Genomic DNA, 26,899 nt, shown 5'->3' on the forward strand with positions numbered 1-26,899 from the left:
CGCGACCGGGCGGGTCTCACAGCTCCTGGACGTACCGCTTCGCGACGACCAGCGAGGCGAGCGGGTGGTCGTCCCGGACCGTCTTGATCGCCGCGACGTCCCCACGGGCGCCGCGCACGGAGCGGACCTTGTCCTCGTCGACCTGGCGCCGGAACCCTTCATAGGTCCCGTAGCGGTCCCAGAACGCGCGCTTCCGCCTGCGGGCGGCACGTTCGCCGGCGACGCCCAGCGCTCCTGAGACCGCGACCGCGATGACGCCGGTGAGCGGGTCGATCATCCGTGTGCCCCCTCTGCCCCGGAGGCGTGACCGGGTGCACGGGTGTTGATACCGGACCGACCCGGCACCCCTGTGTGATCTTCACCATAAATACATTCCCCGGGCACAACTATTCACATCCGGGCGCTGTCTGATCGTGCGAGTCATCAGACTCATCGACCAGTTGGGGCCCGCCGGGTGGACACCACCACGGCGGGTCCCCTGCTCCACAGGGGACCACATGCGTATTCGTGCCACCGTCGCCGCTGTTTCCGGCGCCCTGGCTCTGTCCGCTCTCGCCGTACCGGCCGCGCAGGCGGGGGACCAGGCAGTCCCGGACCTGGACAGGCCCACCGCGGCCGAGGTCTTCGGCACCGGCGCCAAGGCCCCTCGCGCGGCGGCGCGCGCCGCCGTGACGACCCCGGTGATCTCCAAGGTCGTCATCAACGGCGGCAAGGACGTCGTCGTCGGCACCACGGCCGCGAAGAAGATCACGGTCTCCGTCACCGCCTCGCACCCGTCCGGCATAGTCGACGGCTACATCGACCTGTGGCACGGCACGAACGTGAGCTCCGGTCTCGACGGGGTGCTGCTGCCGAACGAGGACGTGGCGTCCTGCAAGAACCTCAGCGCCACGACCGCCACCTGCACGATGACGATCACGGCGTACCCGGGTTACGACCTGTACAAGAACACGCTGGCCGGCACCTGGAAGGTCACCGCCGGCGCGCTCGCCGGCGACCAGTCGGTCGCGTGGAACGACTACCAGTCCACGGCCCGCGTCCAGCGCCTCTCCAAGCTGACCGTCAACGCCGCGCCGGAGCCCGTCAAGAAGGGCGCCACCATCACGGCCACCGGGAAGCTCTCGCGTGCCAACTGGGAGAACGGCACGTACATGGGCTACACCGTGCAGCCCGTCAAGCTGCAGTTCCGCAAGAAGACCAGCAGCACCTACACCACCGTCAAGACCATCAAGACGAACAGCACCGGTGCGCTGAAGACCACGGTCAAGGCCTCGGTGGACGGCTACTGGCGCTACAGCTTCGCCGGCACCTCGACCACCCCGGCCGTCACGACCGCGGGTGACTTCGTCGACGTGAAGTAAGCAGCTGTGAAGTAGACAGCTACGAGCGGAAGCGGCGGCCGACCATACGCCAGGCCAGTTCCAGGACGGCCGCCGCGACCACCGCGATCCCCACCGCCGCCCACGGCATCGTCGTCCCCACCAGCTTCAGCGCGAAGAAGTCCTGGAGCCAGGGCACCGCGAGCACGATGAGGAAGCACAGGCCCATCGTCGCCACCAGGGCGATCCGCCACCACGTGTAGGGGCGGGCGATGATCGCCAGGACCCACATGGAGACCAGGAACAGCGTGAGGGTCGCCGCGCTCGTCTCCGCGTCCAGCGCCCCCGTACCGGCGTAGTGGTGCCGGGCGACGAGATACGTGGCGAAGGTGGCCGCCGCCGCGATCACCCCGGAGGGGATCGCGTACCGCATGACGCGGCGCACGAAGTGCGGCTGGGCCCGCTCCTTGTTGGGGGCGAGCGCCAGGAAGAACGCCGGGACGCCGATCGTCAGCGTGGACAGCAGCGTGAGATGGCGCGGCAGGAACGGGTACTCCACCTGGAAGCAGACCACCAGGATCGCCAGCAGCACCGAGTAGACGGTCTTCGTCAGGAACAGGGTGGCGACCCGGGTGATGTTGCCGATGACCCGCCGGCCCTCGGCGACGACGGACGGCAACGTCGCGAAGCTGTTGTCGAGCAGCACGATCTGGGCCACCGCGCGGGTCGCCTCCGAGCCCGAGCCCATCGAGACCCCGATGTCGGCGTCCTTCAGCGCCAGCACGTCGTTGACGCCGTCCCCGGTCATCGCGACCGTGTGCCCGCGTGACTGGAGCGCCCCGACCATGTCCCGCTTCTGCTGCGGGGTGACCCGGCCGAAGACCGCGTTCCGCTCGATCTCCGTCGCCATGTCGTCGCTGTCCTCGGGCAGCCGGCGGGCGTCCAGGGGGTGTTCGGCGCCCGGCATCCCCAGCTTCTGGGCCACCGCGCCGACCGAGACGGCGTTGTCGCCGGAGATGACCTTCGCGTCGACGTTCTGGTCGTCGAAGTAGGCCAGCGTGTCGCCGGCGTCGGGCCGCAGCCGCTGCTCCAGGACGACGAGCGCGGTGGGCACGGCCCCGGAGGCGGCGTCCGGGGCGTCCAGCTCACCCCGCACCCTGGCGAGGAGCAGGACCCGCAGCCCCTGCTCGTTGAGGTGGCCGGTCTCGGCGAGGGCGGGGTCGTCGGCGCCCAGGAGGACATCGGGGGCTCCCAGCAGCCAGGCGGACGCTTCGCCGTCGCCCTCGGTGAAGGCGGCCCCGCTGTACTTGCGGGCCGAGGAGAACGGCATGGCCTGCGTGACGCCCCAGCCCTCACCGTCCGGGTAGGCGTCGATGATGGCCTGGAGACTGGCGTTGGGCCGGGGATCGGAGGCGCCGAGAGCGCCGAGGACACGGCGTACGTACTCCTCGTCGGAGCCGTTCAGCGGGCGGACCTCGGTGACGTCCATGCCGCCCTCGGTGAGGGTGCCGGTCTTGTCCAGACAGACGACGTCGACCCGGGCCAGGCCCTCGATGGCGGGCAGCTCCTGCACGAGGCACTGCTTGCGGCCGAGCCGGATGACCCCGATCGCGAAGGCGACCGAGGTGAGCAGCACCAGGCCCTCGGGGATCATCGGGACGATGCCGCCGACCGTGCGGGCGACCGAGTCCTTGAAGTTGTTGTCCTTGACGACCAGCTGGCTGATGACGAGCCCGATCGCCGTCGGCACCATCATCCAGGTCACGTACTTGAGGATCGTGCTGATGCCGCTGCGGAGCTCGGACTGCACGAGGGTGAAGCGGGACGCCTCCTCGGCGAGCTGGGCGGCGTAGGCCTCGCGGCCGACCTTGGTGGCGGTGAACGCCCCGCCGCCGGCGACGACGAAGCTGCCGGACATCACCGGGTCGCCGGGCCGCTTGACCACGGGGTCGGCCTCGCCCGTCAGGAGCGACTCGTCGATCTCCAGGCTGTCGGCCTCGGCGACCGTGCCGTCCACGACGGCCTTGTCCCCGGGGCCCAGCTCGACCAGATCGCCGAGCACGATCTCGGAGACGGAGACCTCCGCCGCCTTTCCGTCGCGCCGCACGGTCGGTTTCGCCTCGCCGATCACCGCGAGGCTGTCCAGGGTCTTCTTGGCGCGCCATTCCTGGACGATGCCGATCCCCGTGTTGGCGATGATCACGAAGCCGAAGAGGCTGTCCTGGATCGGCGCGACGGACAGCATGATCACCCAGAGCACGCCGATGATCAGGTTGAACCGGGTGAGGACGTTCGCGCGGACGATCTCGGTGACGGAGCGGGACGAGCGGACCGGTACGTCGTTGACCTCGCCTCGGGCGACCCGTTCGGCGACCTCGGCGGTCGTCAGCCCGCCCGGTGGCGCGGGCGCCGGCGAGGTCCGTACGGGGTCCGGCTGCTCACCGAAGGGATCGAGTGCCCGCTGCGTCATGATTCCGACCGTACGGGCGGAAGGGGCGGTTCACCCGCCGGGCGCCGGAAGATCCGACCGGGGGAGGACCGGAATGGTCCCACGGTCGTACGTCAGGGGACGGGGCCGGGGGATCGGAACCGCAGGGCCGTACGGGAGCAGGCGCCCGCAGTCAGTGGTGCGCGCCGTCGGGCGCGGGCCCGTCGGCGGCGGCACGGGCGGCGGCCCGCTTGAGCGCCGCGTCCCGCCCCCGGACGTACCAGATGCCGATCAGGCCCAGTCCGGCACCGGCCAGGCAGACCCAGATCCACCAGGCGTGACCGCGGTCGTCGAACCAGCCGTAGAAGGGAACCTGCACGACGAAGAGGACGAACCAGAGGATCGTGCCGCCCGTGACGGTGGCGACGACAGGGCCCTCCAGGGGCTCGGGCGCCTCGTGCTTCGGTGTCCACTTCTCCATGCGGTCAGTCTACGGGCTGCGCTGCGGGCCAGTCGGCCCAAGGATCTACGCGCGGAGATAGCGATCTTTCCCTTATGTATTCATACTGAATCTGCTTGTGGGTGACTCGATTCATTCGTGTGAACATCCAAATCTGACCGCTTTCATCCCCTCGATGCACGACTGAAGGTCATACATGTCCTCCTCGGCCACCGCTCCGGTCGATCAGCCTCCGATGCCGCAGCAGCCTCACGGTGTCCTTGATCGTTACTTCAAGATCTCCGAGCGGGGGTCGACGGTCGCGCGCGAGGTCCGTGGTGGTTTCGCCACGTTCTTCGCCATGGCGTACATCATCGTGCTCAACCCGATCATCCTCGGCAGCGCGAAGGACATGTACGGGCACCAGCTCGACGGCGGCCAGCTCGTCACGGCCACCGTGCTGGCGGCGGCGTTCTCCACGCTCCTGATGGGTGTCATCGGCAATGTGCCGATCGCGCTCGCCGCCGGCCTCGGCGTCAACACCGTCGTCGCCCTCCAGCTCGCCCCCCGGATGAGCTGGCCCGACGCGATGGGCATGGTCGTCCTCGCGGGCATCGTCGTGATGCTGCTCGTCGCGACCGGGCTGCGCGAGCGCGTGATGAACGCGGTGCCGCGCTCGCTCCGCAAGGGCATCGCGATGGGCATCGGCCTCTTCGTGCTCCTGGTCGGCCTGGTCGACTCCGGCTTCGTCTCCCGCATCCCGGACGCCGCGCACACCACGGTGCCGCTGCAGCTCGGCAACGACGGCCACCTCAACGGCTGGCCGGTCCTGGTCTTCGTCCTCGGCGCGCTGCTGACCCTCGCGCTGATCGTCCGCAAGGTGCCGGGCGCGATCCTGCTCTCCATCGTCGTCATGACGGTCGTCGCGCTGGTCATCGACGCGGTCGCCGACCTGCCGGCCGGTGCCTGGGGGCTGACCGTCCCGGAGTGGCCCGGCAATCCGGTGGCCTCCCCGGACTTCGGGCTGATCGGTCAGGTCAGTCTGTTCGGCGGCTTCGGGAAGGTCGGCCTCCTGACCGGCATCCTCTTCGTCTTCACCGTGCTGCTGTCCTGCTTCTTCGACGCGATGGGCACCATCCTCGGCGTCGGTGACGAGGCCAAGCTGATGGACAAGGACGGCCACTTCCCGGGCATCAACAAGGTCCTCCTCGTCGACGGTGTCGCCGTCGCCGCGGGTGGCGTGAGCTCCTCCTCCGCGTCGACCTGCTTCGTCGAGTCCACGGCGGGGGTCGGCGAGGGCGCCCGTACCGGGCTCGCGAGCGTGGTGAGCGGGCTGCTCTTCTCGGTGGCGCTGCTCCTGACGCCGCTGGCGACGATGGTCCCCTCGCAGGCGGCCACTCCGGCGCTGATCGCGGTCGGTTTCCTGATCCTCGCGGGCAATGTGCGGGACGTCGACTGGAGCGACTACACGCTCGCCGTCCCGGCCTTCATGGCCATGCTGATGATGCCGCTCACGTACTCGATCACCAACGGCATCGGCATCGGCTGCATCGCCTTCAGCGTGATGCGCCTGGCGGCCGGGCGCGGCCGGGAGGTCCCGACGGCGATGTACGTGGTGTCCGCGGTCTTCGTCTTCTACTACGCGATGCCGGCGCTCGGCCTCACGTAGGCGCGCACCCCGACGCGCGAAAAATCTTCACCCCTGCGGGGCGGAGCCCGTCATGTGACCCGGTCGGCCGGGTCCGCGTGACGGGTCTCCGCCCCGTAGAACTTCTCCGTCTCGTCGACGGCGGCGTGGAAACGTTCGTCGAAATCGTCGCGCACGAGCGTCTGGACCACGTAGTCCTGGACGCTCATACCGCGTCTCGCGGCGTGCCGGCGGAGCCGGTCGAGCAGCTCACCGTCTATGCGCAGGCTGAGCACTGTCGATCCCATGCCAAGCAGGGTCGCGGCACGTGCGGCCTTTTCGCGCGTCTTTCCGCCTCATACTCACTCGTTCGGGTGATCAGTTTCTCGCGCGTGTACCACCGGGTGGTATTTAGCATGGCTAATGAGTTACGCTAAGGAACATGCCTGACCTGATCCACGACGGTGACAGTGCCGCCGCCGTGAGCTCCCTCCGCTCCGCCGTGATGCTGCTGGGCCGGCGCCTGAAGCACCAGCGCGTCGACGAGTCGCTGAGCCCCACCGAGATGTCGGTGCTCGGTACGCTCGCCCGCTGCGGTTCAGCCACCCCCGGTGAGCTGGCCCGCAAGGAGCACGTGCAGCCCCCGTCGATGACCCGCATCGTCGCGCTGCTGGAAGCGAAGGGCCTGGTCAGACTGGAACCGCACCCCGATGACCGTCGGCAGAAGATGGTCAGCCGGACCGAGCAGGCGGAAGCCATGCTCGCCGAGAGCCGCGACAAGCGGAACGCCTGGCTGACCGGACTCGCCGAGGGCCTGGACGAGGATGAGTGGGAGAAGCTGCGGGCCGCCGCGCCCGTGCTGGAGAAGCTCGCCCACCTGTGACCCCTTCGGGCGCCGCCGGACCCCGGTCCGCAGCGCCCGCAGTCACGTCCCCGTCAGTAAGAACGCCGTATACGTCCGAGGAGGCGAACTCTTTTGAGTACGGGATCCGGAGCAGACTCCGCCCCCGCACCGACTTCCACCCACGAGAGCAAGACCGGCGGGACCTTCTCGTCGCTGAAGATCCGTAACTACCGCCTGTTCGCCACGGGCGCCGTGATCTCCAACACCGGTACCTGGATGTCCCGCATCACGCAGGACTGGCTCGTCCTGAGCCTCACCGGGTCCGCCGCCGCCGTCGGTATCACCACGGCCCTCCAGTTCCTTCCGATGCTGCTCTTCGGCCTGTACGGCGGGGTCATCGCCGACCGGCTCCCGAAGCGGCGTCTGCTGCTCATCAGCCAGGCCGCACTCGGCCTCTGCGGCGTCGCGCTCGCCGTCCTGACCCTCTCCGGCGTCGTCGAGGTCTGGCACGTCTACCTGATCGCCTTCCTGCTCGGCATGGTGACCGTCGTCGACAACCCGGCGCGCCAGTCGTTCGTCTCCGAGATGGTCGGCCCCGCGCAGCTGCGCAACGCGGTCAGCCTGAACTCGGCGAACTTCCAGTCCGCCCGGCTCATCGGCCCCGCCGTCGCGGGTGTCCTGATCACGACGGTCGGCAGCGGCTGGGCGTTCATGTTCAACGGGCTGTCCTTCATCGCGCCGCTCGTCGGCCTGATGATGATGCGGACGAGCGAGCTCCACGCGTCCGTGACCGTCAAGCGGGCCAAGGGCCAGCTCCGTGACGGCCTGCGCTACGTATCCGGCAGGCCCGATCTGATCTGGCCGATCGTCCTGGTCGGCTTCGTCGGCACGTTCGGGTTCAACTTCCCGATCTTCCTGACGGCCTTCGCGGACGAGATCTTCCACGGCGGCGCCGGGATGTACTCGTTCTTCAACATCCTCATGGCGGCCGGTTCCCTCGCCGGGGCCCTGCTCGCCGCCCGCCGTCGCTCCTCGCGGCTGCGGATGCTGGTGGCGGCGGGCACCCTGTTCGGTCTGCTGGAGGTCGCCGCGGCCCTGTCGCCGTCGGTGTGGCTGTTCTCGCTGCTGCTGCTCCCGATCGGCATGATCGGCCTGACGACCAACATCAGCGCCAACACGAGCGTCCAGATGGCCGCCGACCCCGAGATGCGGGGCCGGGTGATGAGCCTCTACATGATGGTCTTCGCCGGGGGCACGCCGGTGGGCGCCCCGATCGTCGGCTGGATCAGCGACACCTACGGCGCCCGGGTCGGTATGGCGGCCGGAGGCGCGATCTCCATGGTGGCCGCGGTCGGAGTCGGCTTCATGCTGACGCGCGTCGGCGGCCTGCGTCTGAAGGTCGACCTGCGGCCGGGTCGCCCGCACGTGCGAATAGTCCCGCGCGAGCAGCTGGCCACGGCGGCCTGAGAGCCGGTGACACGCGACTGCCTTCCTCCCCCGCCGGGAGGAGGGCAGTCGTGCGTTCAGGCGCGGGGGAGCCGGCGGTCTCCAGGTGAGGCCGTACGCCGAAGGGCCCCGGACACGCCGGGACGCTGGGACACTCGCCGAATGAGCAGCCAGAGACTCTTCGCCGCCGTCCTGCCGCCCGGACCCGCCGCCGACGAGCTTGCGGGGGCCGTCGGTCCGTTGCACACGATCCCCGGGGCCGTGAACCTCCGCTGGACCGCCCGTGCGGGCTGGCACTACACGCTGGCCTTCCTCGGGAACGTCGACGAGGAGCTGCTGCCGGAGCTGTACAGCCGGCTGGAGCGTGCCGCGCACCGGACCGAGCCCTTCCCGCTCCGGATCCACGGCGGCGGCAGATTCGACGGCCGGGCGCTCTGGGCGGGGGCGGCGGGGGGCCTCGACACTCTGCGGCTGCTGGCGCAGCGGGCGGATGCCGCCGCGCGCAGGGCCGGGATCCCGATGGAGGAGCACCGCCGCTACACCCCCCACCTCACCCTGGCCCGCAGTCGCGGCCAGGCCGACCTGACCCCGTACACGGCGGCGCTGGAAGGCTTCGAGGGCCTGCGCTGGGAGGCCGGGGAGCTCAGTCTCGTACGCAGCAATCCGCCCGTGGACGGGGTGCCGGGGGAGCAGCCGCGGTACGAGGTGGTGCGGGCCTGGCCGCTGGGGCGGTGAGCGGGGCGGTTACGCTCGTCGGGTGGACCCGAAGACCAGAAACCGCATCATGGCCGCCGTGCTCGTACTGATGTTCATCGTCGTCGCGGCGGCGTCCGCCCTCGGGGGCTGAGCCCGCCGAGGACGCACGCACGCGCGCCGGCTACCAGGCGAAGTTCTCCGGCGACGGCCCCGGGCCGGGGAAGATCTCGTCGAGGGCCGACAGCACCTCGCCCGACAGCTCCAGCTCCACCGCGCGCAGCGCCGAGTCGAGCTGCTCGCGTGTGCGCGGGCCGGAGATCGGCCCCGTGACGCCGGGCCGCGTGAGCAGCCAGGCCAGACCGGCCTCGCCGGGCTCCAGGCCGTGCTTCTCCAGGAGGTCTTCGTACGCCTGGATCTGCGCCCGCACCTTCGGGTCGGCGAGCGCCTCACCGGACCGGCCGGAGGTGGACCGGGCGCCGCCGCCGTCGCGCTCCTTGCGGATCGCGCCGCCGAGCAGTCCGCCGTGCAGCGGCGACCACGGGATGACGCCCAGGCCGTACTCCTGGGCGGCCGGGATGACCTCCATCTCGGCCCCGCGCTCCATCAGGTTGTAGATGCACTGCTCGCTGACCAGGCCGTAGCTGCCCCGCTGCCGGGCGCGCTCGTTGGCCTGGGCGATCTTGTAGCCCGAGAAGTTGGACGAGCCCGCGTAAAGGATCTTGCCCTGCTGGATCAGTACGTCGATGGCCTGCCAGATCTCGTCGATCGGGGTGTCCCGGTCGACGTGGTGGAACTGGTACAGGTCGATGTGGTCCGTCTGCAGCCGCCTGAGGCTGGCGTCGACTGCGCGGCGGATGTTGAGGGCGGAGAGCTTGTCGTGGTTGGGCCACGCCTCGCCGTCCGCGCCCATGTTGCCGTAGACCTTGGTGGCGAGGACGACCTTGTCGCGGCGGTCGCCGCCCTGTGCGAACCAGGTGCCGAGGATCTCCTCGGTGCGGCCCTTGTTCTCGCCCCAGCCGTAGACATTCGCGGTGTCGAAGAAATTGACGCCTGCCTCCAGGGCGGCGTCCATGAGCGCGTGGCTGTCGCTCTCGTTGGTCTGGGGGCCGAAGTTCATCGTCCCCAGCACGAGGCGGCTGACCTTGAGTCCGGTGCGTCCGAGCTGCGTGTACTTCATGGATGCCAACCCAACTCCTTCGAGTGCGCTCGAAGCAAGGGGGAGCCGCTCAGGCGCGCCGTGCGAAGTCGTCCAGCGCGGCCAGCACCGCCCGGGAGGTCGCGGGGCCGCCCGTGTGGCCCGCGCCGTCGATCACCGTCAGTTCGGCGTCCGGCCAGGCCCTGGCAAGCTCCCAGGCCGTGATGAGCGGGCTGCCCAGATCGAAGCGGCCGTGCACCAGGACACCGGGGATGCCCGCGAGGCGGCCCGCGTCCCGGATCAGCTGCCCCTCCTCCAGCCAGGCGGCGTGCGAGAAGTAGTGCGCGCAGATCCGGACGAACGCCAGCCGGTCACGGTCCGGCCGCCCCGTGTACGGAGGCGGGCCGCTGTGCGTCTCCATGGACAGCACCGCGTCCTCCCAGGCGCACCAGTCGGCCGTCGCCTTCGCCCGGACCTCCGGGTCGGGGCTCTCCGTCCGCCGGGCGTACGCGGAGAGGAGGTCATCGGGGCCTTCGGCCTCGGGGACGCCCGCCCGGAACCGGTCCCACGCCTCGGGGAAGATCTGTCCGGCGCCCCGGTACAGCCAGTCGATCTCGCTGCGCCGGGTCGTCGTCACCGCGGGGATCACGATCTCCGAGACCCGCTCCGGGTGCTGTTCGGCGTACGCCAGGATCAGGGTGGAGCCCCAGGACCATCCGTGCAGCAGCCACTTCCCGATGCCGAGGTGGGCGCGCAGGAGCTCCATGTCGGCGATCAGGTGCGCCGTCGTGTTGTGCCGCATGTCGGCGGCGGGGTCGCTCGCGTGCGGGGTGGAACGGCCGCAGTTGCGCTGGTCGAAGAGCACGACGCGGTAGAGGTCCGGGTCGAAGTGCTGCCGGGCCCCGGGCCCGCACCCCGAGCCCGGGCCGCCGTGGACGACGAGAGCGGGCTTGCCGGCCGGGTTGCCGCAGACCTCCCAGTACACGAGGTTGCCGTCGCCGACGTCCAGCATTCCGTGGTCGTAGGGCTCGACCGGCGGGTACTTCTCGTCGGGCCGCCTGTCCACTGCGTGTCCCCCTCGGTCCGTGAGCTGTTCGATGCAGGTGGACGGCGGCCCGCTGCCCCGGTAGCCGCGGGAGTGGTGGCGGGCGGAGTCCTCGGCGTGGGATCCGACCGGTCGGCGGAGGGGCCCGGTCCCGCAGCCGCGCCGTGGGGGTGACGCCAGGGTTCTCCGGTGCGGGGCCCTACGGCGCGATGGGCAGCCGGCGCTTGTGGTCGGTGAGGCGGTAGCGGCCGACGATCGTGTCGAAGGCCTGCTCGTCCACCGGCTTGCCCTCCAGGAAGTCGTCGATGGTGTCGTAGGTGACGCCGAGCGCGTGCTCGTCCGCCTTGCCCGGGTCGAGCGTCTCCAGGTCGGCCGTCGGCACCTTCCCGACCAGTTCGGCCGGCGCGCCGAGCGCCTCCGCGACGGCGCGCACCCGGCGCTTGGTCAGCCCGGTCAGCGGGACCAGGTCGGCCGCGCCGTCCCCGAACTTGGTGAAGAAGCCGGAGACCGCCTCGGCGGCGTGGTCCGTGCCGACGACCAGGCCGCTGTGCGCTCCGGCCACCGCGTACTGGGCGATCATGCGCTGCCGGGCCTTGACGTTGCCGAGCACGAAGTCCTGGTGGTGGGGGTCGCGGAAGGCCACGTCGCCGCCGAGCAGGGACTCCTGCATGGCGTCGGTCGCGGGCTTGATGTCCACGGTCAGCACCTGGTCGGCATTGATGAAGGAGAGCGCGAGCTGTGCGTCGTGCTCGTCGGCCTGGACGCCGTAGGGAAGTCGCATCGCGTAGAACCGGGCCGCGTGGCCCGCTGCCCTGGCCCGCTCGACGGCGAGCTGGCACAGCCGGCCGGCGGTGGTGGAGTCGACGCCTCCGCTGATGCCGAGGACCAGCGAGCCCAGACCCGTGGAGGTCAGCCGCTCGGCGAGGAAGGCCACGCGGCGCTCGATCTCCTGGTGGGCGTCGAAGGTCTCCGCGACCTCCAGCTCCCTGGCGATTTCCTGCTGCAGGGCGATGTCCGCCGGCTCGCTCACGTCTGCTCCTCGGTCCGGTTCACGGTGCGCTGTCGCGCCCACCCTACCCAGGGCCCTCTCCCGCAGGTCCGGTGCGCCGGTGGAGCCGTGCGGCCGGAGCCTCAGCCCCTGACGGCCACGTGGTACGCCGACGCCCACAGCGTCACCGCGGAGCCCAGGCCCACCACTGCGCGCACGCCGCCGTCGGACAGGCCGGCCGCGATCAGCGCGAAACCGAGGACCGCGACGGCGCAGAGCAGCGCGGCCGTCCCCTTGTACTGCCACTGGTCGTAGAGGCGCGCGAGCGGGACGAAGTGCAGGCCGACCACCAGCGCGACGGCCGGCGGAATGAAGGCGGGGTGGCCGGAGGCGTTGGACGCTGCGATCACCGCGAAGATCGCCGCGAGTTCGGCGACGTTGACGATGCCGACCGAACGCGCCCAGTTCGCGGGCAGGGAGACCAGGCGCGGCGAGGGCGCGGCGCCCTTGCGGTAGGCGAGGTGGAGCGCCGCCGCGGTGACCGGCACGGCGATGATCTCGACGGCCAGAGCCGCACCCGACGACGCCAGCCCGGACGCCCCGGCGAAGGCCCACACCACGGCGAACACCGACAGCACGGCGGTGCCCCGGCGGCGCAGGGTCCGGGTGAGCGCGACGCACTCGGCGTCCGTGGCCGAGGGGGGCGAGGGCGTCGGCTGAATCATCGGCCGAGAGTACAGCGGTCACCGGGTCCTTTCGGCGGTTTCGGACCGGCCGGAGAAGGCCTCCACCAACGGAGGCCTTTCGTCCGGCTGTCGGAGCTCGGGCATGGCTGAGTGGATCCCCTGTCCCCGTGAAATGCTGGGGGCCTGCTCCGACCGGTCCACGAGGCCCGCGAACGCTACGACGAGGAGGCCGCGACGTGAACGCCACCCCCCAGGTGCTGGCGGTCCTGGACGAACTCCTCGCCTCCGCGGCACCCGGCGAGCGCGGCGCCCTCTGGCGTCTCGCCGAAGAGGGAAGGGAGTTGGACGCGAATGTCGTCCATCTGCCGCCGGACGCCGGGGTGGAGGAGCACCAGGAGGACGTCCTGGACGTGCTGCTCGTCGTCCTCGCGGGCGGCGGCAGCCTGCGTACGGGCGGCGGCGACACCCTGGACCTCGCCCCGACGGCCGTCACCTGGCTGCCCCGGACCTCACGGAGGGCGCTGGAGGCGGGGCCGGACGGGCTGACGTACCTCACGGTGCACCGCCGGCGCCCGGGCCTCACGATCAAGCCGGCCGTGCGCACTCCCGCGTACGAGGGCGGTGAGGCTCCCTGCATGCTGGACCTGGTCTGCCCGGAGTGCGGGCGGCTGTCGGCCGACCGGGAGCCGAAGTTCTGCAGCGCGTGCGGGGAGCCGTTCCCGGAGCGCTGACGGGGTGTCCTCGCGTCCTCTCACGCCAGTGAGAGGAACAGCTTCTCCAAACGGGCGCGCATCCGGTCCCTGTCCGCCGGTGTCTGCCCCTCGTCGGCCAGGCACTGTTCGAGCCCCGTCGCGATGATGGAGAACCCCGCCCGGTCCAGGGCCCGGGACGCGGCGGCCAGCTGCGTGACCACGTCCTCGCAGTCCCTGCCCTCCTCGATCATCCTGATGACCCCGGCGATCTGCCCCTGGGCCCGCCGGAGCCGGTTGAGGACGGACTTCAGCTCTTCGGCCGCCATGTCGAGTTGCATGGTTCCTCCCGCGCATACCTGTCGCTGGGGCTCGTATACCCCCAGGGGTATCGTACCCGGGTGCTTCCCCCTGGTCCGGGTGTACTCAGCGCCACCCCGAAGTCGGGGGCGTACGCCCAATGTGCCCGCCCGCCCCTCTCCGTAGCGTCGTGGACGTGGCGCAGAGTGCGTCCGACGAGCAGAGGGTGATGGCCATGTCCGATCGCAGACGACAGCCCACGAGCCGGACCGCCGAGGCTCTGCGGCTGGTTTCGGTGAGCAAGGTGTACGGAACCGGGGACAGCGCCGTGACCGCCCTGGACGGCGTGACCCTGAGCCTCCCGCGGGGGAGCTTCACCGCGGTCATGGGCCCCTCGGGATCCGGCAAGTCCACGCTCCTCCAGTGCGCGGCCGGCCTGGACCGCCCCGACCGGGGACAGATCGTCGTGGACGGCGAGGAGATGAGCGGCGGCGGCGAGGCGGCGCTCACGAAGTTCCGGCGGGACCGGATCGGCTTCATCTTCCAGCAGTACAACCTGCTCCCCACCCTGACCGTCGAGGAGAACACCGCGCTGCCGCTCCGGCTCGCCGGCCGCAAGGCCGGCCGGGAGGGCATCCGCGCGGTTCTCACGCAGGTCGGCCTGGGTGACCGCCTCGGCCATCTCCCCGACGAGCTCTCCGGCGGGCAGCGCCAGCGTGTCGCCATCGCGCGCGCCCTCGTGACCCGGCCCGCGGTGATCTTCGCCGACGAGCCGACCGGCGCCCTGGACACGCGCAGCGCACGCGAAGTGCTGAGCCTGCTGAAGGAGACCGTCCGGGTGCACGGCAGCACCGTCGTGCTCGTCACCCACGACCCGGTCGCCGCCTCCTACGCCGACTCGGTCCTCTTCCTCGCGGACGGGCGACTGGCGGGACACCTCCCCGCTCCCACCGCCGAGGCCGTCGCCGAACGCATGACCCACCTCGGGGACCGTGTGGCCGAACGGCGCGCGGACAACGGCCCGTTGATGGAGGTGTGAGCCATGCTGTTCCTTGCCACGCGCTCGGTCCGCAAGCGCCCGGGGCGCTTCCTCGCGACCCTGCTCTCGGCGTTCCTCGGCGCCGTGATCATCATGACGTTCAGCTCCCTGCACGACACGGCGGCGGCCCCGGGGGTCGACAAGGTCAGCTCGGAGTCCATGACCATCTCCGCGAGCGTCGTCGGCGGATACGGCTCCCTCCTCGTCTTCTTCGCCATCGCCTCCACCCTCACCGTCAGCGTCCGCCAGCGCGCCGAGGAGATCCACCTGCTGCGCTGCACCGGGGCGACTCCCGCCCAGGTCACGCGCATGGTCGTCGGGGAGTCCGCCGTCGTCGCACTCGTCGGCGCCGCGCTCGCCGTCGGGCCCGCCGTGCTCGGCGGCCGGCTCCTGGTCGACCTGTTCAAGGACAGCGGCCAGGTCGCCGCGGACGTCGACCCGGCCTTCGGCGCGATGGCCCTCGGCTCGGGCTTCGGTATCGCGGTCCTCGCCTCCGTCGGCGCCGCGTTCCTCGCCGTACGCCGCGCCACCAAGGCCGCCGCCGGCGCGCGCGGCCCGTCCGGCCGCCGGGGCCGCACCCTGGCCGGCTCCGCCGCGCTGGTGGCCGGGACCGGGGGGATCCTGACCACGTACGCCGTCGACAGCACCGAGGAGATGCTGATGGCGTTCCCGGCCTACGGCGCCATCCTGCTCTCCGTCGGCTTCGCCGTCCTCGCCCCGTCCCTGCTGGGCAGGCTCCTGGAACTGCTGCGGGGCCCCCTCGCGGCGGTGGGCGGCGCGGGCGGCTACCTGAGCGCCCGCAACCTGCGCCGACGCGGCGCGGAACTGGCCGGAGTGCTCATGCCGATGATCATCTTCACCGGCATGGCCACCGCCACCCTCTACATCCAGGGCGTCGAGAGCGACTGGGTCACGGCGTCCGGCCTGGACAAGACGGTCGACGACAAGAACCTGGAGACCCTCAACCTCGTCGTCGTCGGCATCATCGTCGTCTTCTCCTGCATCATGCTCGTCAACAGCCTGTACGCCGCCACCTCCTACCGCAGCCGCGAGTTCGGCCAGCAGCGCCTCGCCGGAGCCACACCCGGGCAGGTCCTGGGCGTGGTGGGCTGGGAGGCGGTGCTCCTCACACTGACCGGGCTCGTCCTGGGCACGGTCGCGGGAATCGCGGGGATCATCCCCTTCACGATGGTCCGCACCGACCAGGTCCTGCCGGACCAGGGCCCGGGCACCTGGCTGGTCATCATGGCCATCGCCACCGTGGTCACCCTCGGCACGAGCCTCGGAACCGCGCGCAGGACCCTGCGTGCCCCGGCCATCGAGGCCGTCACCGTGGCCGCGTGATCCGGACACGTACGCCCCGGGGCCTCGGCTACGTCTGAGGCCCCGTCACCCTCTCCGCCACCAGGCGGGCCGCCCGGGCATACCGCTCCGGCTCACCCGGCCGGGCCCGCCCCGCAGGCCTCACGATCTCGCTGAGCGCGACGAGCCGGAAGATCAGCGCACGGATCAGCAGTTGCCGCCAGTCGGCGTGATCGCTGCGCACCAGGAGCAGTCCGCTCGGGAGGTCCCACCACAGCAGACCGTCCGCGATCACGACGGCCTCGGCGAACAGCGGAGGCCGCCAGTAGGGCGAGAAGTCGATCACAGCGGGCAGTTCGTGCGGGGCGAAGAGGACGTTGCCGGTGAGATCGCCGTGGATGAGCTGAGCCGCGTCCTGCCTCACGGGGCGCCTCAGCTCCAACAGGGCCGAGAACGGCGCGGCGAGGTCCTCGGTCACCTCGACGTCCTCCTCGCCCCACGCGACCCGGTCGGCCACTGCCCAGGGATGGGCCCGCCGTGCGAGGAAGACCGGCCGGGGATACGGCCGCAACGCGGCATGGAAGGCGCGGCCGGCGCGCAGGACGTCCTCCCAACGCCCCTGCGGGCCGGGCTCACCGGTCAGGAACTCACCGGCCGTCCAGCCGTCCACGACACTCCGGCCGTCGGCGGCCCGGAGCGGCAGTGGGACGCGGAAACCACTGCCCGTCGCCAGCTCGTCGAACAGCGAAGCGCCCCACTCGGCCTCGGCCTCGGCGCCCTCGGCAGGCTTGAACACGTACCCGCCGACGAGAACACTCCGCCCCTGCCCACCGGCCAGCGGAACAGGGGTCCCCCGCACCCCGAAGGCGTCGAGGACGGGACGGGGCGGAACGGCGTCGCTCATCGGCTCGGTCACGCGGCAATCCTGCGACGCGGCCCTCCTGGGCGCACCTCCTTTTGCTGCCCGACCGACGGACGGCGGGGCGCTGCCCGCATGAACATCGGTCCGTGGCCTCGCGGGTGAAACATTTCCCGACGGCCACCGCATCTAAAGGGTGTAGGTGAGAGGGGGTGGCGGATGAGGCAGTCCAAGGAGGGCGCCTTCCGTGAGTTCGCGGAAGCCCGTATGGGCCATCTGTTCCGTTCGGCGTGCCTGCTGACCGGCGGGGACACGCATCTTGCCGAGGATCTCGTGCAGGAGACGCTCGGCCGGATGTACGCGATATGGGGACGGACGTCGCGCGTCGGGAATCCGGCGGCGTACGCGCAGACCGTGCTCGTGCGGTGCTATCTCGGGCACCAGCGGCGCCGGTCGGCCGGCGAACGGCCGAGCGGCGAACTGCCGGAGCGGGCGGGGGAGTCGGCGGAGGACGCGTCCTTGAGGATGACGCTCCTCGACGCGCTGCGCGGCCTGCCGCCCAAGGACCGGGCGGTGATCGTGCTGCGCTATTGGGAGGACCGGTCGGTCAGTGAGACCGCGGATGCGCTGCACGTCAGCTCGGCGGCGGTGCGCACCCGCAGCACCCGTGCGCTCGCCCGGCTGCGCGAGCACCTGGGCGGCAGCATCGGTGAACTGGCCGCGCACTAACTCTCTTCGTGATTCTTTTTTCTCTTTCCACAGGTGTGGGGACGGTGGTGGACGGCATGCGCGAAAACAGTGCTCAGGACGACCGGGACGCCTTCGAGGGCGGGCTCGGTGTGGCGATGAAGCAGGCCGGGGAGGGGTTCTCGGCCGCGGGGCGGCCGCTGGTCGACGGCGGCGTGACACGCGGCCGTCGCCGGGCGGTGCTGCGCCGCAGCGCCGTGGTGACCGGGAGCGTGGCGGCGCTGGCGGTGATCGGGTTCGGCGGGTCGTACGTCACCGGGAACACCGGCGCCTCGCAGGACGGTGGCAACGGGGCGGCGGTGGGCGCCCAGGCGAAGGAGAAGACCGACAGGACCGAGAAGCCGTCAGGCCCCTACACCGCCCCGCAGGTGATCAAGACCCTCGAAGGGCTGCTGCCGGCGGGGAAGGTCAGCGACGGGAGGGGCCGCGGCACCACCGGTGTGGGTGACCAGAAAAACCTGCACGCGCCGTATGCCTCCGTCGTGTACGACGACGGCCAGGGGAAGGCCGCCGTATCGGTGAGCCTGAGCCGGCAGCACCCCGACCAGAAGCTGCCCGAAGGCGAGCTCTCCTGCCCGGACAAGAACCTCAACGTGTTCGAGGCCTGCTCCGCCACGACGCTGAAGGACGGCTCGCGCCTCGTACTGTTCAAAGGCTGGGAGTATCCGGACCGGCGCGTGGAGACCAAGCGCTGGTCCGCGGACCTGCTGACGCCCGAAGGCCACCGGATCTCTGTGACCGAATGGAACGCGGCCGCCGAGAAGGGCGCCCCCATCAGCCGTCCCGCCCCGCCGCTGTCGCTGGACCGGCTGAAGGCGCTCGCCCGGGCCGAGGAGTGGCGCCCGATCATCGAGTCCCTCCCCGCGCCCGAACAGCCGCCGCTGGAACAACCGGCCCCGCAGGGTCAGAACGGCGACGTGATCCTGGGCAGGCTGATCGAGCAGCTCCCCGACGGCCTGACGGTGAAGGCGTCCGGTCGGCAGGAGGCGGAGTACGCGTACGTCGTGGTCGACGACGGCCAGGGCAAGAGCTTCGTGCAGATCAACGTCCAGTCGGACATGTCCGACGTCGAGGGCGACCTGTTCGGCCCCGACGCGAAGGTCCTGGCGGACGGCACGAAGGTCACCACGCGCCAGGGGCCGGGCGAGAAGGGCGGCGACGTGAAGATGTGGACGGTCGACACGATCCGCCCCGACGGCTTCCGGGTGGTGATCTCCGCCTTCAACACCGCGAACCAGAACGAGGCCGCCACCCGCGAGGACCCCGCCCTGACCCTCGCCGAGATGGAGAAGATCGTCACGAGCAAGGTGTGGCTGAGCTGAGCCGTTCCGCTGCGTGGGGTCGTTGGGAGGAACGAGACAACAGGGTGCCCCTCATGTGCCGTTCCGGGCGTCCCTTTTCTCCCAACGACCGGGCCGTGGGACCGTACGGGGCTCCCGGCTCACCTCACTGCGTAGCGGAGGCCGTCCACGAGGAGGGCGATCATCCGCCGTGTGTGGTCGTTGTCGTCCTCGGTGGCCGGCAGGGTCAGATTGCGTGTGGCGATCAGCAGGTCCTCGGGGTCCACGTCGGAGCGGATCTCGCCGGCCTTCGCCGCCGCGTCGATGAGCGTGGTGAGTACGGGCATGAAGCGCTGCTCGAAGTAGGACGGCAGGCTGTCGTACGCCGAGTCCCCCGAGTGCAGGGCGGCGCTGAGCCCGCGCTTCGTGGCGAAGAAGAGCGCGAAGCGCTGGAGCCATCTGGTGAGCGCCTCCGCCGGTTCGTACTCCGCCGCGAGGGTGGGCGCGGCGTCGGCGCAGGCGTCGACCTCGTGGCGGAAGACCGCGGCGATGAGGTCGGAGCGCTGCGGGAAGTGCCGGTAGAGCGTGCCGGCACCCACGCCCGCCTTCGCCGTGATCTGACGTACGGGCGCGTCCACTCCCGAGGTGAGGAACACCTCCGCAGCCGCCGTGAGCAGGGCGTCGGTGTTGCGCCGTACGTCGGCGCGCACCCGCTTCGCCGGGGGCTTTCCGGCGTCGGCTTCGGCTTCCCGGGTCGTGTCCTCGCGCACGGTGCTCCCCTTGCTATACGGAACACTGTTCCGTATTGTCGATGCTGAACGTTGTTCCGTTTACGCAGCCTAATGCCCGCGCCATGCGTGGGCCAAGGGACGAGGAGCTCCTCATGCAATACCGCACGCTGGGCCGGACCGGGATCAAGGTCAGTCCGTACTGCCTGGGCGCGATGATGTTCGGTGCCGTGGGGAATCCCGATCACGGTGAGTCCGTCAGGATCATCCACAGGGCCCTCGACGCCGGCGTCAATTTCGTCGACACCGCCGACTTCTACTCGCACGGCGAGTCCGAGGAGATCGTCGGCAAGGCGCTCAAGGGCCGCCGGGACGACGTCGTGCTGGCGACCAAGGCCCATCTGCCGATGGGGGACGACCCCAACCGGCGCGGCAACTCGCGGCGTTGGCTGGTCCGCGCGCTGGAGGACTCGCTGCGCCGTCTGGGCACCGACCACGTCGATCTGTTCCAGGTCCACAGGCCTGATCCGGACACCGACGTGGAGGAGACGCTCTCCGCGCTCACCGACCTCGTGCGCGCCGGGAAGGTCCGGAACATCGGCGGCTCCACCTTCCCCGCCTCGGACATCGTCGAGGCGCAGTGGGTGTCCGACCGGCGGGGCCTGGAGCGGTTCCGCACGGAGCAGCCGCCGTACTCCATCCTGAACCGGGGCATCGAGCGCGAGGTGCTGCCCGCCTGTGAGCGTTACGGAATGGGCGCCCTGGTCTGGAGTCCTCTCGCGGGCGGCCTGCTCACCGGCCGCTACCGCAAGGGCGAGACGGCGGACACCCACCGGGCCGGCTTCGGCTTCAAGCACCTCGGCGACGAGCGCCGGCTCGACGCGGTCGAGCAGCTCATCCCCGTCGCCCAGGACGCCGAGATGTCGTTGACCCACATGGCGACCGCCTTCGCGATCGCCCACCCGGCCGTCACCTCCGCGATCATCGGCCCGCGCACCATGGACCACCTCGACGACCTGCTCGCGGGTGCGGAGACCGTGCTGGACGACGAGACCCTGGACCGGATCGACGCCATCGTGCCTCCCGGCACCGACATCGGGAGGCTCGACATGGATTACGACCCTCCGGCCATCCAGCAGGCCCGCCTGCGCCGTCGGCTGCCCGGCGAGCGATCCGCCGCCTGACCGCGCGGCACCTCAGTGGGCGGAGGGTGGGGGCTCCGTCCGGCCGCGGCCGTACTCCGCGAGTGCGTGGAAGGCGGCCTTCGGCTCCCAGGGGAGGCCCGGGAACGCGGTGCCCGTACGGCCGTCGGTGAGGACCCTGACCACGCCGAAGGATGCCTTGTCGAAGTCGCGGTCGAAGTCGAGGTCGCGGTCGAGGTCGAAGTCGAGGTCGCGGTCGCGGTCGAAGTCGAGGTCGCGGCCGCGGTCGTCGGCCCCGGCACCGGCCGTCCCGGCGTCGGGCAGGTCGTAGCGGGCGAAGGTGTAGACGAAGGCGGCTTCGATGCCGGAGTTCTCGAAGAGGCCGAGGAGTTCGCGTACGTAATCGGCCTGCTCCCGCTCGTCGCGGATCACCGGGCGGGTGAAGCGCGCGGGGCGTGCCCTCTCGTCCCACTCGACGACACCATCGGCCCGGCTCGCGATGGCGGCACCGCCCCGGAAGGGCGCGCAGCCGAACTCCGTGACCGCCGCAGGCTTGCCGTGCGAGGTCAGCGCCCTCAGCCCGTCGGCCAGTTGGCCCGCGTTCCTCGCGTCGCGGTAGCCGGCGTCGCTGGCGACGAGGTCGAAGGGTGTCCAGTCGACGCCCTCGAAGGGGAGCGAGGCGTACCCGACGCGTCCGCCGAACTCCGCCCGCACGGCGGTGACCGCGGCGCCGAGGAAAGCGTTGATCCGGTTGGACAGGGCAGGGAGGGCGGCCCGCAGCCGTTGTGGGTCGGAGAGGACGGCGACCCGGTCGGCCGTGGTGTCGCCGGGGAGGAAGCCGTCGGTGAAGAGGGAGATCTCCGACCCGGTGAAGAAGACCACCTCGGCGCCGTCCCGCCGCAGCTTCTCCGCGCGGGCGGCGCTGTCGGTGAGGAGGTCGAGGAGCTCGTCCTGGGTGAGGGCGTTGGTGAACGGGCAGTACCAGACGGCGAGTCCGGCCTCGGCAGCCAGTCGGGCGGCCGTCTCCAGGCGGTCGCGGTCACCGCCGGTCACGCGGACGGCGTCACAGCGCAGCTCTTCGCGGATGATCTCCATCTCACGGCGGACGACGGCCGGGTCGAAGGGCTCGCGGGTGGTGGTCCCGGCACTGGTGAAGCCGGTGTCGAAGTTGATTCCGAAGGTGCGCACGGCAGGGCCCTCTCTGCGCGGATGTCGTTAGGGTACTGACCGTACCCTAAGGCTGGCTCTCGGACGTCCGGATTTGGTGCGGGCGCGCTCCGTGCCGTAGATATCGGCGTACGGGACGAGAGGGGACGACCAGTGCCGGAAGCCGGTGACGGGCCGAAGCAGGCCGGCGCGCAGCGGCGGCGCGGGGCGGTGCTGGAGGACGCGATCCTCCGGGCGGCGGCCGAGGTGCTGGGGGAGTCCGGTGTCGCCGGGCTGACCATGGACGAGGTGGCCCGGCGGGCGGGCACGAACAAGAACGCGATCTACCGCCGCTGGCCCAACCGCGTCGCGCTCGGCGTCGCCGCGTACCGCCGGCTGACCGCGGCGGAGACCACGGTGCCGGACACCGGATCGCTGCGGGACGACGCCCTGGAGCTGCTGCGGCGCGCGAACAGCACCTGGTCGTCGCCGTACGGGGAGATCCTGCGCGGCCTGATCGCGGCGGCCGGCGGGACGCCGGGGCTGCTCGCCGAGCTGCGCGATCCCGAGGCCGGCGGCGATGCGTACGAGGCCGCGTGGGCGTCGGTGCTCGGCCGGGCGGTCTCCCGTGGCGAGGCCACCCCCCAGGCGGTGCATCCCCGGGTCGCGTCCGCCCCGGTGGCGCTGCTGCGCAACGAGTACATGACGCGGGGTGTCCCGGCCGTGCCGGACGCCGTCCTCGTCGAGATCGTCGACGAGGTCTTCCTGCCGCTGGTCCACGGCCGGAGCGCGGGCCGCGACCTCGGCTGACCGCGCAGAGGTCCACGCGGCGGTGTCCGGGTGAGGAGCCGTCCCGGTCACGCACGCCGGTGCGCCTGGCAGAATCCGGCGTATGGCGGACATCATCTCGCGCGACGGCACGTGGAGCTTCGACGGGGACACGGTGCGCATCGTCCCGGGCGGCAAGGTGCACCCCGTGCGGCAGGAACTCGGCGAGTTCGCCGTCCCGCTGCACGCGGTCGCGGGGGTCTCCTTCGAGCCGGACCGCAAGGGCGGCCGTCTGCGGCTGCGGCTGCGCACCGGTGCCTGCCCCGTCCTGCGGGCCGCGGACGGCCGGCTGAAGGACGCCGCCGACCCGTATCAGCTCGTGGTGGAGAAGGACCGCACGGGCGTGGCGGAGTACCTCGTCGACGAGATACGCAACGCCCTGCTCATCGAGCAGGTGCCCGACGGGCCGGTGGACCGCTTCCTGCTGCCGGGGCCGTCGGTGCCGGTGTCGGGCGGCGGCGGGGACGGCACGGCGTCCTTCGACGGGGAGACGGTCCGCCTCACCTGGAACTGGAAGGCCGAGGAGTCGAAGACCGCGGGCGGCGCGGTCACCCTTCCGCTGCCGGAGGTGACCGGGGTGCGCTGGATGCCCGCCATCGGGCTGGAGAACGGCTCCCTGCGCTTCGACCGGGGAGGCTCCGTCTCGGCCTCGCCCGCCAAGTTCGACCCGTACTCCCTCGATCTGTGGGGGCTGTCGAAGCGGGAGTACACCGCGGTCCTGGTCGCGGCCGCCGTGCTCGTACGGATGCCGGCACCCGTCGGCCCCGCCCTCACGCTCGAAGCCGCCCCGGCAACCGGGCCCGCCCCGTCCGCCGACGACCACGACGTCCTGCTGCGGCGGCTCCGCGAGCTCGGCGAGCTGCACGGGGCCGGCATCCTCACCGACGACGAGTTCGCCGCCGCGAAACAGGCCGTGCTGAAGCGGCTCTGACGCCACGGCCGGTGGGAGGCGGGGCCTCGCGACGGCGGGGTCAGCCGAGGATCTCGGCCTGCTTGGTCATCGGACCGCCCGCGTCGCCGGTGTTGACCGTCCCCGCCGGTTCGAGCAGCAGGATGGCGGTCTCCTCCTCGGCCACCGGGCAGTGCTCCACGCCGCGGGGGACGACGAAGAGCTCGCCGGGGCCGAGCGTGACGTCCCCGTGCCGGAGCTGGAAACCACAGCTCGCTGATCTGCGCGAGCTTGTCGGCGAGGACTACGGGGACGGGGGACGCCGCCCGGCCGCCCGGCAAAGTAAGGAGCCACATACGCCAGTTGACCTGCCGCCGGCTCACTGCCGGCGGTGGCGCCTGCTGTGAATCACCCTGCACATTTCGCTAGGTTGCGGTCGTCCCGCCCGGCTGCCCCAGGAGTGATCGGCATGGCTCAGCGACGTATGACCTTCCACGCGCTGGAGGTCGGTGACGGGAGCGACGGGCGGTGGGCCGCCCATGCTCGGGCGGTGTGGGCGCCGGCCGCGGAGAACTGGCTGAGCGCGGAGAGCCTGACGCCGGAGGGCGTCGCGCGGGCGCGGGAGCTGTTCGAGTCGCACCTGCCGAAGCTGGTCCCGGTGCTCGACCGGCTCGCCGCGCAACTGGACTTCCCCAACAGCGGGACCTACCTCACGCACGCGGGGATGCGACCGTTCTTCTCGTCCTGCACCCAGTACGGCGCCCCGGGCACCCTGCTGCGGAACTACGACTTCAGCCCGGACATGTGCGAAGGCACCCTGGTGTCCTCGCACTTCCTGCGCCCCGTGATCGGGACGCAGGAAGCCGGGTGGGGGCTGCTGGACGGGATGAACGACGCGGGGCTCGCCGTGTCCCTCACCTTCGGCGGGCGGTTCGTCCACCGGCCGGGCCTGACCATCCTCATCGTGCTGCGCTACCTGCTGGAGACCTGCTCGACCGTCGACGAGGCCCTCGACACCCTGCGGCCGATACCCGTCGCGATCCCGCAGAACGTCACCTTGGCCGACCCTGCCCGGGCGGTGACCGTCTACGTGGGCCCCGACATCCCGATGACCGTGGCGCCGGACGCCTGCGCCGCCAACCACCAGCATCTGGAGGTGCCCGACGGCCAGGAGCAGGTGACCCGGACCCAGGAGCGGCTGGCCGCTGTCCGCGCGACGGGGCCGGACGTCGCGGCCATGCTGGAGCCGCCGCTGTACCAGTACGCCTACGACGAGGGCCTCGGCACGCTGTACACGGCGGACTACCGTCCGGCCGAGGGCCGCGTGACGTACCACTGGCCGGGGGAGAGCTGGGAACAGTCCTTCGGCGGCTTCACGTCCGGGACACGCACCGTGGACATCGGCCGGCGCGTGTGAGGGCCGGCCTCGGCGGCGTATCCCTTGTTGCACATCCGTGCGAGCGCTCACCGGTCCTGGCGGACTGTCGGCGTGGCGGCGCGGCGCGGCGCGCGTAGGGCGGGACGTACCAGGACAATGGCGCACGCGCCATCCAGAGGCGCCCGCGCCCTCTGCGGCCCGCGCGACCCGCTCGACGGCGGTCGTGGGCACCGGATGTGCGGCAGACCAAGGAGGACCCGTGGTGGATGTCCCGGTGGACCAACTGACCGGCGCGGTCGACGGTATGCGTACGCGGGCCCGTGGGCAGCTCCTCGACGCCGGCCTGGAGCTGTTCGGGGTGTACGGCTACGCGCAGACGTCGGACTACGCCCTGTGCGCGACGGCCGGGGTGTCGGAGGAGGTGCTCAGGGAGGAGTTCGGCTCCCGGGAGGGCCTGTTGATGGCCCTGCACAACCAGATCACGACAGCCGGACTGCGGGCGTCCGAAGTGGCCCTGCTCTCCGAGGGGATGGACGACTGCCCGCTGGAGCAGCGCTTCCGGCGGCTCTTCGACGCGTACGTGTCGGCGGTGACCCGGGATCTGCGTGAGGCGCGGGTGACGTTCGTCGAGGTCCTGGGAGTGAGCCCGGCCGTGGACGCGCACTGCAAGCGGTGGCGTGACCTGTGGACCGACTTCCTGACCGGTGAGGCCGAACGTGCCGCCGTGCGCGGCGAGGTGGAGGAGCGGGACCACCGGGTCGTGGTGATGGTGATGGTGGGTACGGTCCACGAGCTCATGGCGCACCACGCCCGCCGCCCGCGCAGGGCCCGGCCCGGCGAGGTGTCGGAGGAGCTGACCAAACTGGGACTGGCGATGCTCGGGATCGAGATGGCGGGCTGAGCCCGGACCGCCCCGGTGCACCGCTCAGAGGCGGATGTCCGCCGCTATGGGCAGGTGGTCGCTGCCGGTGGCGGGGAGCGACCGGACGCGGGCGACCGTCGCGGACCGGGTGAGGACCTGGTCGATCCGGGCCACCGGGAGCTTCGCGGGCCAGCTGAACGCGAAGCCCGGGCCCGGAGTGTCCATCAGCGAGGTGACCGGCTCCAGGCCTCGGTCGTCCAGCGTGCTGTTGAGGTCACCGAGGAGGATCACCCGGTCCAGGGGCTCGGCGGCGATGGCCTCGCCCAGGAGAGCGGCGCTCTCGTCCCGCCGCCCGGACGTGAGCCCGGTCGCGCCGATACGGACCGAGGGGAGGTGCGCGACGTACACGGCGACCTCGCCCCGGGGTGTACGGGCGGTCGCCCGCAGGCCCCGGTCCCAGCCCGCGCCGACGTCCTTCGGCCTGATGTCCACCAGCCGTACGCCGGTGAGGGGGTGCTTCGACCAGAGGCCGACCGTGCCCTTCGTCGCGTGGTGGGGGTAGTCCGCGGCCAGCGCCGCCTCGAAGGCGGGCAGGGCCGGGGCCGTCAGCTCCTCCAGGGCGACGATGTCGGCGCCCTTCCCGGCCAACGCCCGTGCGGTGGCGGCCGGGTCGGGGTTCACATCGCTGACGTTGTGCTGGACCACGGTGAACGTGCCGTCCGGTGCCTGGCCCCCGGAGGACACCAGACCCCCGAAGAGCGCGGCCCAGGCGGCCACGGGCAGCAGCAGCGCAGCCGACGCCAGGAGCGAGCGGCGCAGGAGCGCCGGGACCAGCAGGACGGGGACGGCCAGGCCCAGCCAGGGGAGGAAGGTCTCCAGCAGACTCCCGGCGTGCCCCGGGGTGTTGGGGACCAGGCCGGGGAAGACCAGAAGGACGGCCGTCAGGAGGCAGAGCAGGGTGGTCACGCGGCCCCGCTCCCAGCTCCAGCCGGGCGTCCGCCCGTCCCGCTTCTTCTTCGTCACGCGTTCATGCTCCAGCCCGCGGGTGTGAGGGTCA

28 protein-coding genes are annotated in these 26,899 nt (G+C 71.4%); 15 read left to right on the plus strand and 13 right to left on the minus strand.

Going from position 1 to position 26,899, the window contains the following annotated elements; all coding sequences use genetic code 11:
- Positions 1–16: 16 nt before the first annotated feature.
- Positions 17–277: a hypothetical protein gene (locus tag ACIQM3_RS01220; RefSeq protein ID WP_401617169.1), complete on the minus strand. Its 261-nt coding sequence runs from the start codon at positions 275–277 to the stop codon at positions 17–19.
- Positions 278–497: 220 nt separating this feature from the next.
- Between ACIQM3_RS01220 and ACIQM3_RS01225 the strand changes: the two genes are divergently transcribed.
- Positions 498–1,361 (plus strand): calcium-binding protein, encoded by an 864-nt coding sequence (locus ACIQM3_RS01225; protein ID WP_401617171.1) that lies wholly within the window; start codon positions 498–500, stop codon positions 1,359–1,361.
- A gap of 19 nt (positions 1,362–1,380) precedes the next feature.
- Here the strand turns inward: ACIQM3_RS01225 and ACIQM3_RS01230 are convergent, their stop codons facing one another.
- Both ACIQM3_RS01230 and ACIQM3_RS01235 read right to left on the minus strand, forming a co-directional pair.
- Complete coding sequence (locus ACIQM3_RS01230; RefSeq protein ID WP_401617174.1) at positions 1,381–3,789, minus strand: HAD-IC family P-type ATPase; 2,409 nt, start codon at positions 3,787–3,789, stop codon at positions 1,381–1,383.
- 151 nt (positions 3,790–3,940) lie between these two features.
- On the minus strand, positions 3,941–4,228 hold the full coding sequence (locus tag ACIQM3_RS01235) for a DUF2530 domain-containing protein (RefSeq protein WP_401617176.1): 288 nt from the start codon (positions 4,226–4,228) through the stop codon (positions 3,941–3,943).
- Positions 4,229–4,403: 175 nt separating this feature from the next.
- Here ACIQM3_RS01235 and ACIQM3_RS01240 point away from each other — a divergent pair, with 175 nt between their 5' ends.
- Entirely contained in the window at positions 4,404–5,855 is a 1,452-nt protein-coding gene (locus tag ACIQM3_RS01240) for an NCS2 family permease (protein WP_401617179.1), read from the plus strand.
- A 50-nt stretch (positions 5,856–5,905) separates the two neighbouring features.
- Here ACIQM3_RS01240 and ACIQM3_RS01245 read toward each other — a convergent pair whose 3' ends face one another.
- Positions 5,906–6,121 carry a hypothetical protein gene (locus ACIQM3_RS01245; RefSeq protein WP_187355795.1) on the minus strand — a complete coding sequence of 72 codons (216 nt, stop codon included), beginning with the start codon at positions 6,119–6,121 and terminating at the stop codon, positions 5,906–5,908.
- Between the two features lie 134 nt (positions 6,122–6,255).
- Here ACIQM3_RS01245 and ACIQM3_RS01250 point away from each other — a divergent pair, with 134 nt between their 5' ends.
- The 3 genes from ACIQM3_RS01250 (at position 6,256) to thpR (ending at position 8,838) form a co-directional block, all read left to right on the plus strand.
- Positions 6,256–6,696 carry a MarR family transcriptional regulator gene (locus tag ACIQM3_RS01250; protein ID WP_356707868.1) on the plus strand — a complete coding sequence of 147 codons (441 nt, stop codon included), beginning with the start codon at positions 6,256–6,258 and terminating at the stop codon, positions 6,694–6,696.
- A 93-nt stretch (positions 6,697–6,789) separates the two neighbouring features.
- On the plus strand, positions 6,790–8,124 hold the full coding sequence (locus ACIQM3_RS01255; RefSeq protein ID WP_401617182.1) for an MFS transporter: 1,335 nt from the start codon (positions 6,790–6,792) through the stop codon (positions 8,122–8,124).
- A 141-nt stretch (positions 8,125–8,265) separates the two neighbouring features.
- A complete protein-coding gene (gene thpR / locus ACIQM3_RS01260; protein WP_401617185.1) occupies positions 8,266–8,838 on the plus strand; it encodes an RNA 2',3'-cyclic phosphodiesterase in 573 nt (190 codons plus the stop codon).
- Positions 8,839–8,980: 142 nt separating this feature from the next.
- Here the strand turns inward: thpR and ACIQM3_RS01265 are convergent, their stop codons facing one another.
- From ACIQM3_RS01265 to ACIQM3_RS01280, 4 genes are all read right to left on the minus strand, one after another.
- Positions 8,981–9,976 carry an aldo/keto reductase gene (locus tag ACIQM3_RS01265; RefSeq protein WP_401617188.1) on the minus strand — a complete coding sequence of 332 codons (996 nt, stop codon included), beginning with the start codon at positions 9,974–9,976 and terminating at the stop codon, positions 8,981–8,983.
- A gap of 49 nt (positions 9,977–10,025) precedes the next feature.
- Positions 10,026–11,000 (minus strand): prolyl aminopeptidase, encoded by a 975-nt coding sequence (pip, locus tag ACIQM3_RS01270; RefSeq protein ID WP_401617191.1) that lies wholly within the window; start codon positions 10,998–11,000, stop codon positions 10,026–10,028.
- A gap of 178 nt (positions 11,001–11,178) precedes the next feature.
- Entirely contained in the window at positions 11,179–12,009 is an 831-nt protein-coding gene (nadE, locus tag ACIQM3_RS01275) for an ammonia-dependent NAD(+) synthetase (RefSeq protein ID WP_401617193.1), read from the minus strand.
- A gap of 101 nt (positions 12,010–12,110) precedes the next feature.
- On the minus strand, positions 12,111–12,692 hold the full coding sequence (locus ACIQM3_RS01280) for a hypothetical protein (protein WP_401617197.1): 582 nt from the start codon (positions 12,690–12,692) through the stop codon (positions 12,111–12,113).
- 197 nt (positions 12,693–12,889) lie between these two features.
- On the opposite strand from ACIQM3_RS01280, the gene ACIQM3_RS01285 reads away from it, so the two are divergent.
- Positions 12,890–13,384 carry a hypothetical protein gene (locus ACIQM3_RS01285; protein WP_401617199.1) on the plus strand — a complete coding sequence of 165 codons (495 nt, stop codon included), beginning with the start codon at positions 12,890–12,892 and terminating at the stop codon, positions 13,382–13,384.
- A 20-nt stretch (positions 13,385–13,404) separates the two neighbouring features.
- On the opposite strand, the gene ACIQM3_RS01290 is transcribed toward ACIQM3_RS01285, so the two are convergent.
- Complete coding sequence (locus ACIQM3_RS01290; RefSeq protein ID WP_362939111.1) at positions 13,405–13,683, minus strand: metal-sensitive transcriptional regulator; 279 nt, start codon at positions 13,681–13,683, stop codon at positions 13,405–13,407.
- Between the two features lie 188 nt (positions 13,684–13,871).
- On the opposite strand from ACIQM3_RS01290, the gene ACIQM3_RS01295 reads away from it, so the two are divergent.
- The gene (locus ACIQM3_RS01295) at positions 13,872–14,681 is read left to right on the plus strand and encodes an ABC transporter ATP-binding protein (RefSeq protein WP_401619919.1); all 810 of its coding nucleotides are present in this window, start codon (positions 13,872–13,874) and stop codon (positions 14,679–14,681) included.
- A gap of 3 nt (positions 14,682–14,684) precedes the next feature.
- Positions 14,685–16,025, plus strand: coding sequence for an FtsX-like permease family protein (locus ACIQM3_RS01300; RefSeq protein ID WP_401617202.1), 1,341 nt, complete (start codon positions 14,685–14,687; stop codon positions 16,023–16,025).
- Between the two features lie 28 nt (positions 16,026–16,053).
- Here ACIQM3_RS01300 and ACIQM3_RS01305 read toward each other — a convergent pair whose 3' ends face one another.
- Positions 16,054–16,899 carry an aminoglycoside phosphotransferase gene (locus ACIQM3_RS01305; protein ID WP_401617205.1) on the minus strand — a complete coding sequence of 282 codons (846 nt, stop codon included), beginning with the start codon at positions 16,897–16,899 and terminating at the stop codon, positions 16,054–16,056.
- A 162-nt stretch (positions 16,900–17,061) separates the two neighbouring features.
- On the opposite strand from ACIQM3_RS01305, the gene ACIQM3_RS01310 reads away from it, so the two are divergent.
- Positions 17,062–17,571, plus strand: a complete 510-nt coding sequence (locus ACIQM3_RS01310; RefSeq protein ID WP_401617208.1) for a SigE family RNA polymerase sigma factor — start codon at positions 17,062–17,064, stop codon at positions 17,569–17,571.
- Positions 17,572–17,627: 56 nt separating this feature from the next.
- Positions 17,628–18,911 (plus strand): hypothetical protein, encoded by a 1,284-nt coding sequence (locus ACIQM3_RS01315; RefSeq protein WP_401617210.1) that lies wholly within the window; start codon positions 17,628–17,630, stop codon positions 18,909–18,911.
- A 119-nt stretch (positions 18,912–19,030) separates the two neighbouring features.
- Here the strand turns inward: ACIQM3_RS01315 and ACIQM3_RS01320 are convergent, their stop codons facing one another.
- On the minus strand, positions 19,031–19,639 hold the full coding sequence (locus ACIQM3_RS01320) for a TetR/AcrR family transcriptional regulator (RefSeq protein ID WP_401617213.1): 609 nt from the start codon (positions 19,637–19,639) through the stop codon (positions 19,031–19,033).
- Between the two features lie 113 nt (positions 19,640–19,752).
- On the opposite strand from ACIQM3_RS01320, the gene ACIQM3_RS01325 reads away from it, so the two are divergent.
- Positions 19,753–20,781 carry an aldo/keto reductase gene (locus ACIQM3_RS01325; protein WP_401617216.1) on the plus strand — a complete coding sequence of 343 codons (1,029 nt, stop codon included), beginning with the start codon at positions 19,753–19,755 and terminating at the stop codon, positions 20,779–20,781.
- 12 nt (positions 20,782–20,793) lie between these two features.
- On the opposite strand, the gene ACIQM3_RS01330 is transcribed toward ACIQM3_RS01325, so the two are convergent.
- Positions 20,794–21,927 (minus strand): hypothetical protein, encoded by a 1,134-nt coding sequence (locus tag ACIQM3_RS01330; protein ID WP_401617219.1) that lies wholly within the window; start codon positions 21,925–21,927, stop codon positions 20,794–20,796.
- 132 nt (positions 21,928–22,059) lie between these two features.
- Between ACIQM3_RS01330 and ACIQM3_RS01335 the strand changes: the two genes are divergently transcribed.
- The 4 genes from ACIQM3_RS01335 (at position 22,060) to ACIQM3_RS01350 (ending at position 25,881) form a co-directional block, all read left to right on the plus strand.
- Positions 22,060–22,695, plus strand: coding sequence for a TetR/AcrR family transcriptional regulator (locus ACIQM3_RS01335; protein ID WP_401617222.1), 636 nt, complete (start codon positions 22,060–22,062; stop codon positions 22,693–22,695).
- An 82-nt stretch (positions 22,696–22,777) separates the two neighbouring features.
- Positions 22,778–23,644: a DUF4429 domain-containing protein gene (locus ACIQM3_RS01340; protein WP_401617225.1), complete on the plus strand. Its 867-nt coding sequence runs from the start codon at positions 22,778–22,780 to the stop codon at positions 23,642–23,644.
- A 427-nt stretch (positions 23,645–24,071) separates the two neighbouring features.
- Entirely contained in the window at positions 24,072–25,019 is a 948-nt protein-coding gene (locus ACIQM3_RS01345) for a C45 family autoproteolytic acyltransferase/hydolase (protein ID WP_401617227.1), read from the plus strand.
- A 220-nt stretch (positions 25,020–25,239) separates the two neighbouring features.
- Positions 25,240–25,881, plus strand: coding sequence for a TetR/AcrR family transcriptional regulator (locus ACIQM3_RS01350; protein ID WP_401617230.1), 642 nt, complete (start codon positions 25,240–25,242; stop codon positions 25,879–25,881).
- 24 nt (positions 25,882–25,905) lie between these two features.
- Here ACIQM3_RS01350 and ACIQM3_RS01355 read toward each other — a convergent pair whose 3' ends face one another.
- Entirely contained in the window at positions 25,906–26,865 is a 960-nt protein-coding gene (locus ACIQM3_RS01355) for an endonuclease/exonuclease/phosphatase family protein (protein WP_401617233.1), read from the minus strand.
- Positions 26,866–26,899: the final 34 nt, after the last annotated feature.

This window comes from Streptomyces sp. NPDC091271 (assembly GCF_044757505.1).
Taxonomy (GTDB): Bacteria; Actinomycetota; Actinomycetes; order Streptomycetales; family Streptomycetaceae; genus Streptomyces.

Excerpts from the sequence above, each read along its gene's own strand:
- ACIQM3_RS01315 (WP_401617210.1), top strand. The coding sequence starts at position 17,628 with ATGCGCGAAAACAGTGCTCAGGACGACCGGGACGCCTTCGAGGGCGGG.
- ACIQM3_RS01310 (WP_401617208.1), top strand. The coding sequence starts at position 17,062 with ATGAGGCAGTCCAAGGAGGGCGCCTTCCGTGAGTTCGCGGAAGCCCGT.
- ACIQM3_RS01245 (WP_187355795.1), bottom strand. The coding sequence starts at position 6,121 with ATGGGATCGACAGTGCTCAGCCTGCGCATAGACGGTGAGCTGCTCGAC.
- ACIQM3_RS01290 (WP_362939111.1), bottom strand. The coding sequence starts at position 13,683 with ATGCAACTCGACATGGCGGCCGAAGAGCTGAAGTCCGTCCTCAACCGG.
- ACIQM3_RS01340 (WP_401617225.1), top strand. The coding sequence starts at position 22,778 with ATGGCGGACATCATCTCGCGCGACGGCACGTGGAGCTTCGACGGGGAC.
- ACIQM3_RS01230 (WP_401617174.1), bottom strand. The coding sequence starts at position 3,789 with ATGACGCAGCGGGCACTCGATCCCTTCGGTGAGCAGCCGGACCCCGTA.
- thpR (WP_401617185.1), top strand. The coding sequence starts at position 8,266 with ATGAGCAGCCAGAGACTCTTCGCCGCCGTCCTGCCGCCCGGACCCGCC.
- ACIQM3_RS01300 (WP_401617202.1), top strand. The coding sequence starts at position 14,685 with ATGCTGTTCCTTGCCACGCGCTCGGTCCGCAAGCGCCCGGGGCGCTTC.
- ACIQM3_RS01325 (WP_401617216.1), top strand. The coding sequence starts at position 19,753 with ATGCAATACCGCACGCTGGGCCGGACCGGGATCAAGGTCAGTCCGTAC.
- ACIQM3_RS01235 (WP_401617176.1), bottom strand. The coding sequence starts at position 4,228 with ATGGAGAAGTGGACACCGAAGCACGAGGCGCCCGAGCCCCTGGAGGGC.
- ACIQM3_RS01220 (WP_401617169.1), bottom strand. The coding sequence starts at position 277 with ATGATCGACCCGCTCACCGGCGTCATCGCGGTCGCGGTCTCAGGAGCG.
- ACIQM3_RS01225 (WP_401617171.1), top strand. The coding sequence starts at position 498 with ATGCGTATTCGTGCCACCGTCGCCGCTGTTTCCGGCGCCCTGGCTCTG.
- ACIQM3_RS01250 (WP_356707868.1), top strand. The coding sequence starts at position 6,256 with ATGCCTGACCTGATCCACGACGGTGACAGTGCCGCCGCCGTGAGCTCC.
- ACIQM3_RS01345 (WP_401617227.1), top strand. The coding sequence starts at position 24,072 with ATGGCTCAGCGACGTATGACCTTCCACGCGCTGGAGGTCGGTGACGGG.
- ACIQM3_RS01265 (WP_401617188.1), bottom strand. The coding sequence starts at position 9,976 with ATGAAGTACACGCAGCTCGGACGCACCGGACTCAAGGTCAGCCGCCTC.
- ACIQM3_RS01295 (WP_401619919.1), top strand. The coding sequence starts at position 13,872 with ATGGCCATGTCCGATCGCAGACGACAGCCCACGAGCCGGACCGCCGAG.
- ACIQM3_RS01280 (WP_401617197.1), bottom strand. The coding sequence starts at position 12,692 with ATGATTCAGCCGACGCCCTCGCCCCCCTCGGCCACGGACGCCGAGTGC.
- ACIQM3_RS01240 (WP_401617179.1), top strand. The coding sequence starts at position 4,404 with ATGTCCTCCTCGGCCACCGCTCCGGTCGATCAGCCTCCGATGCCGCAG.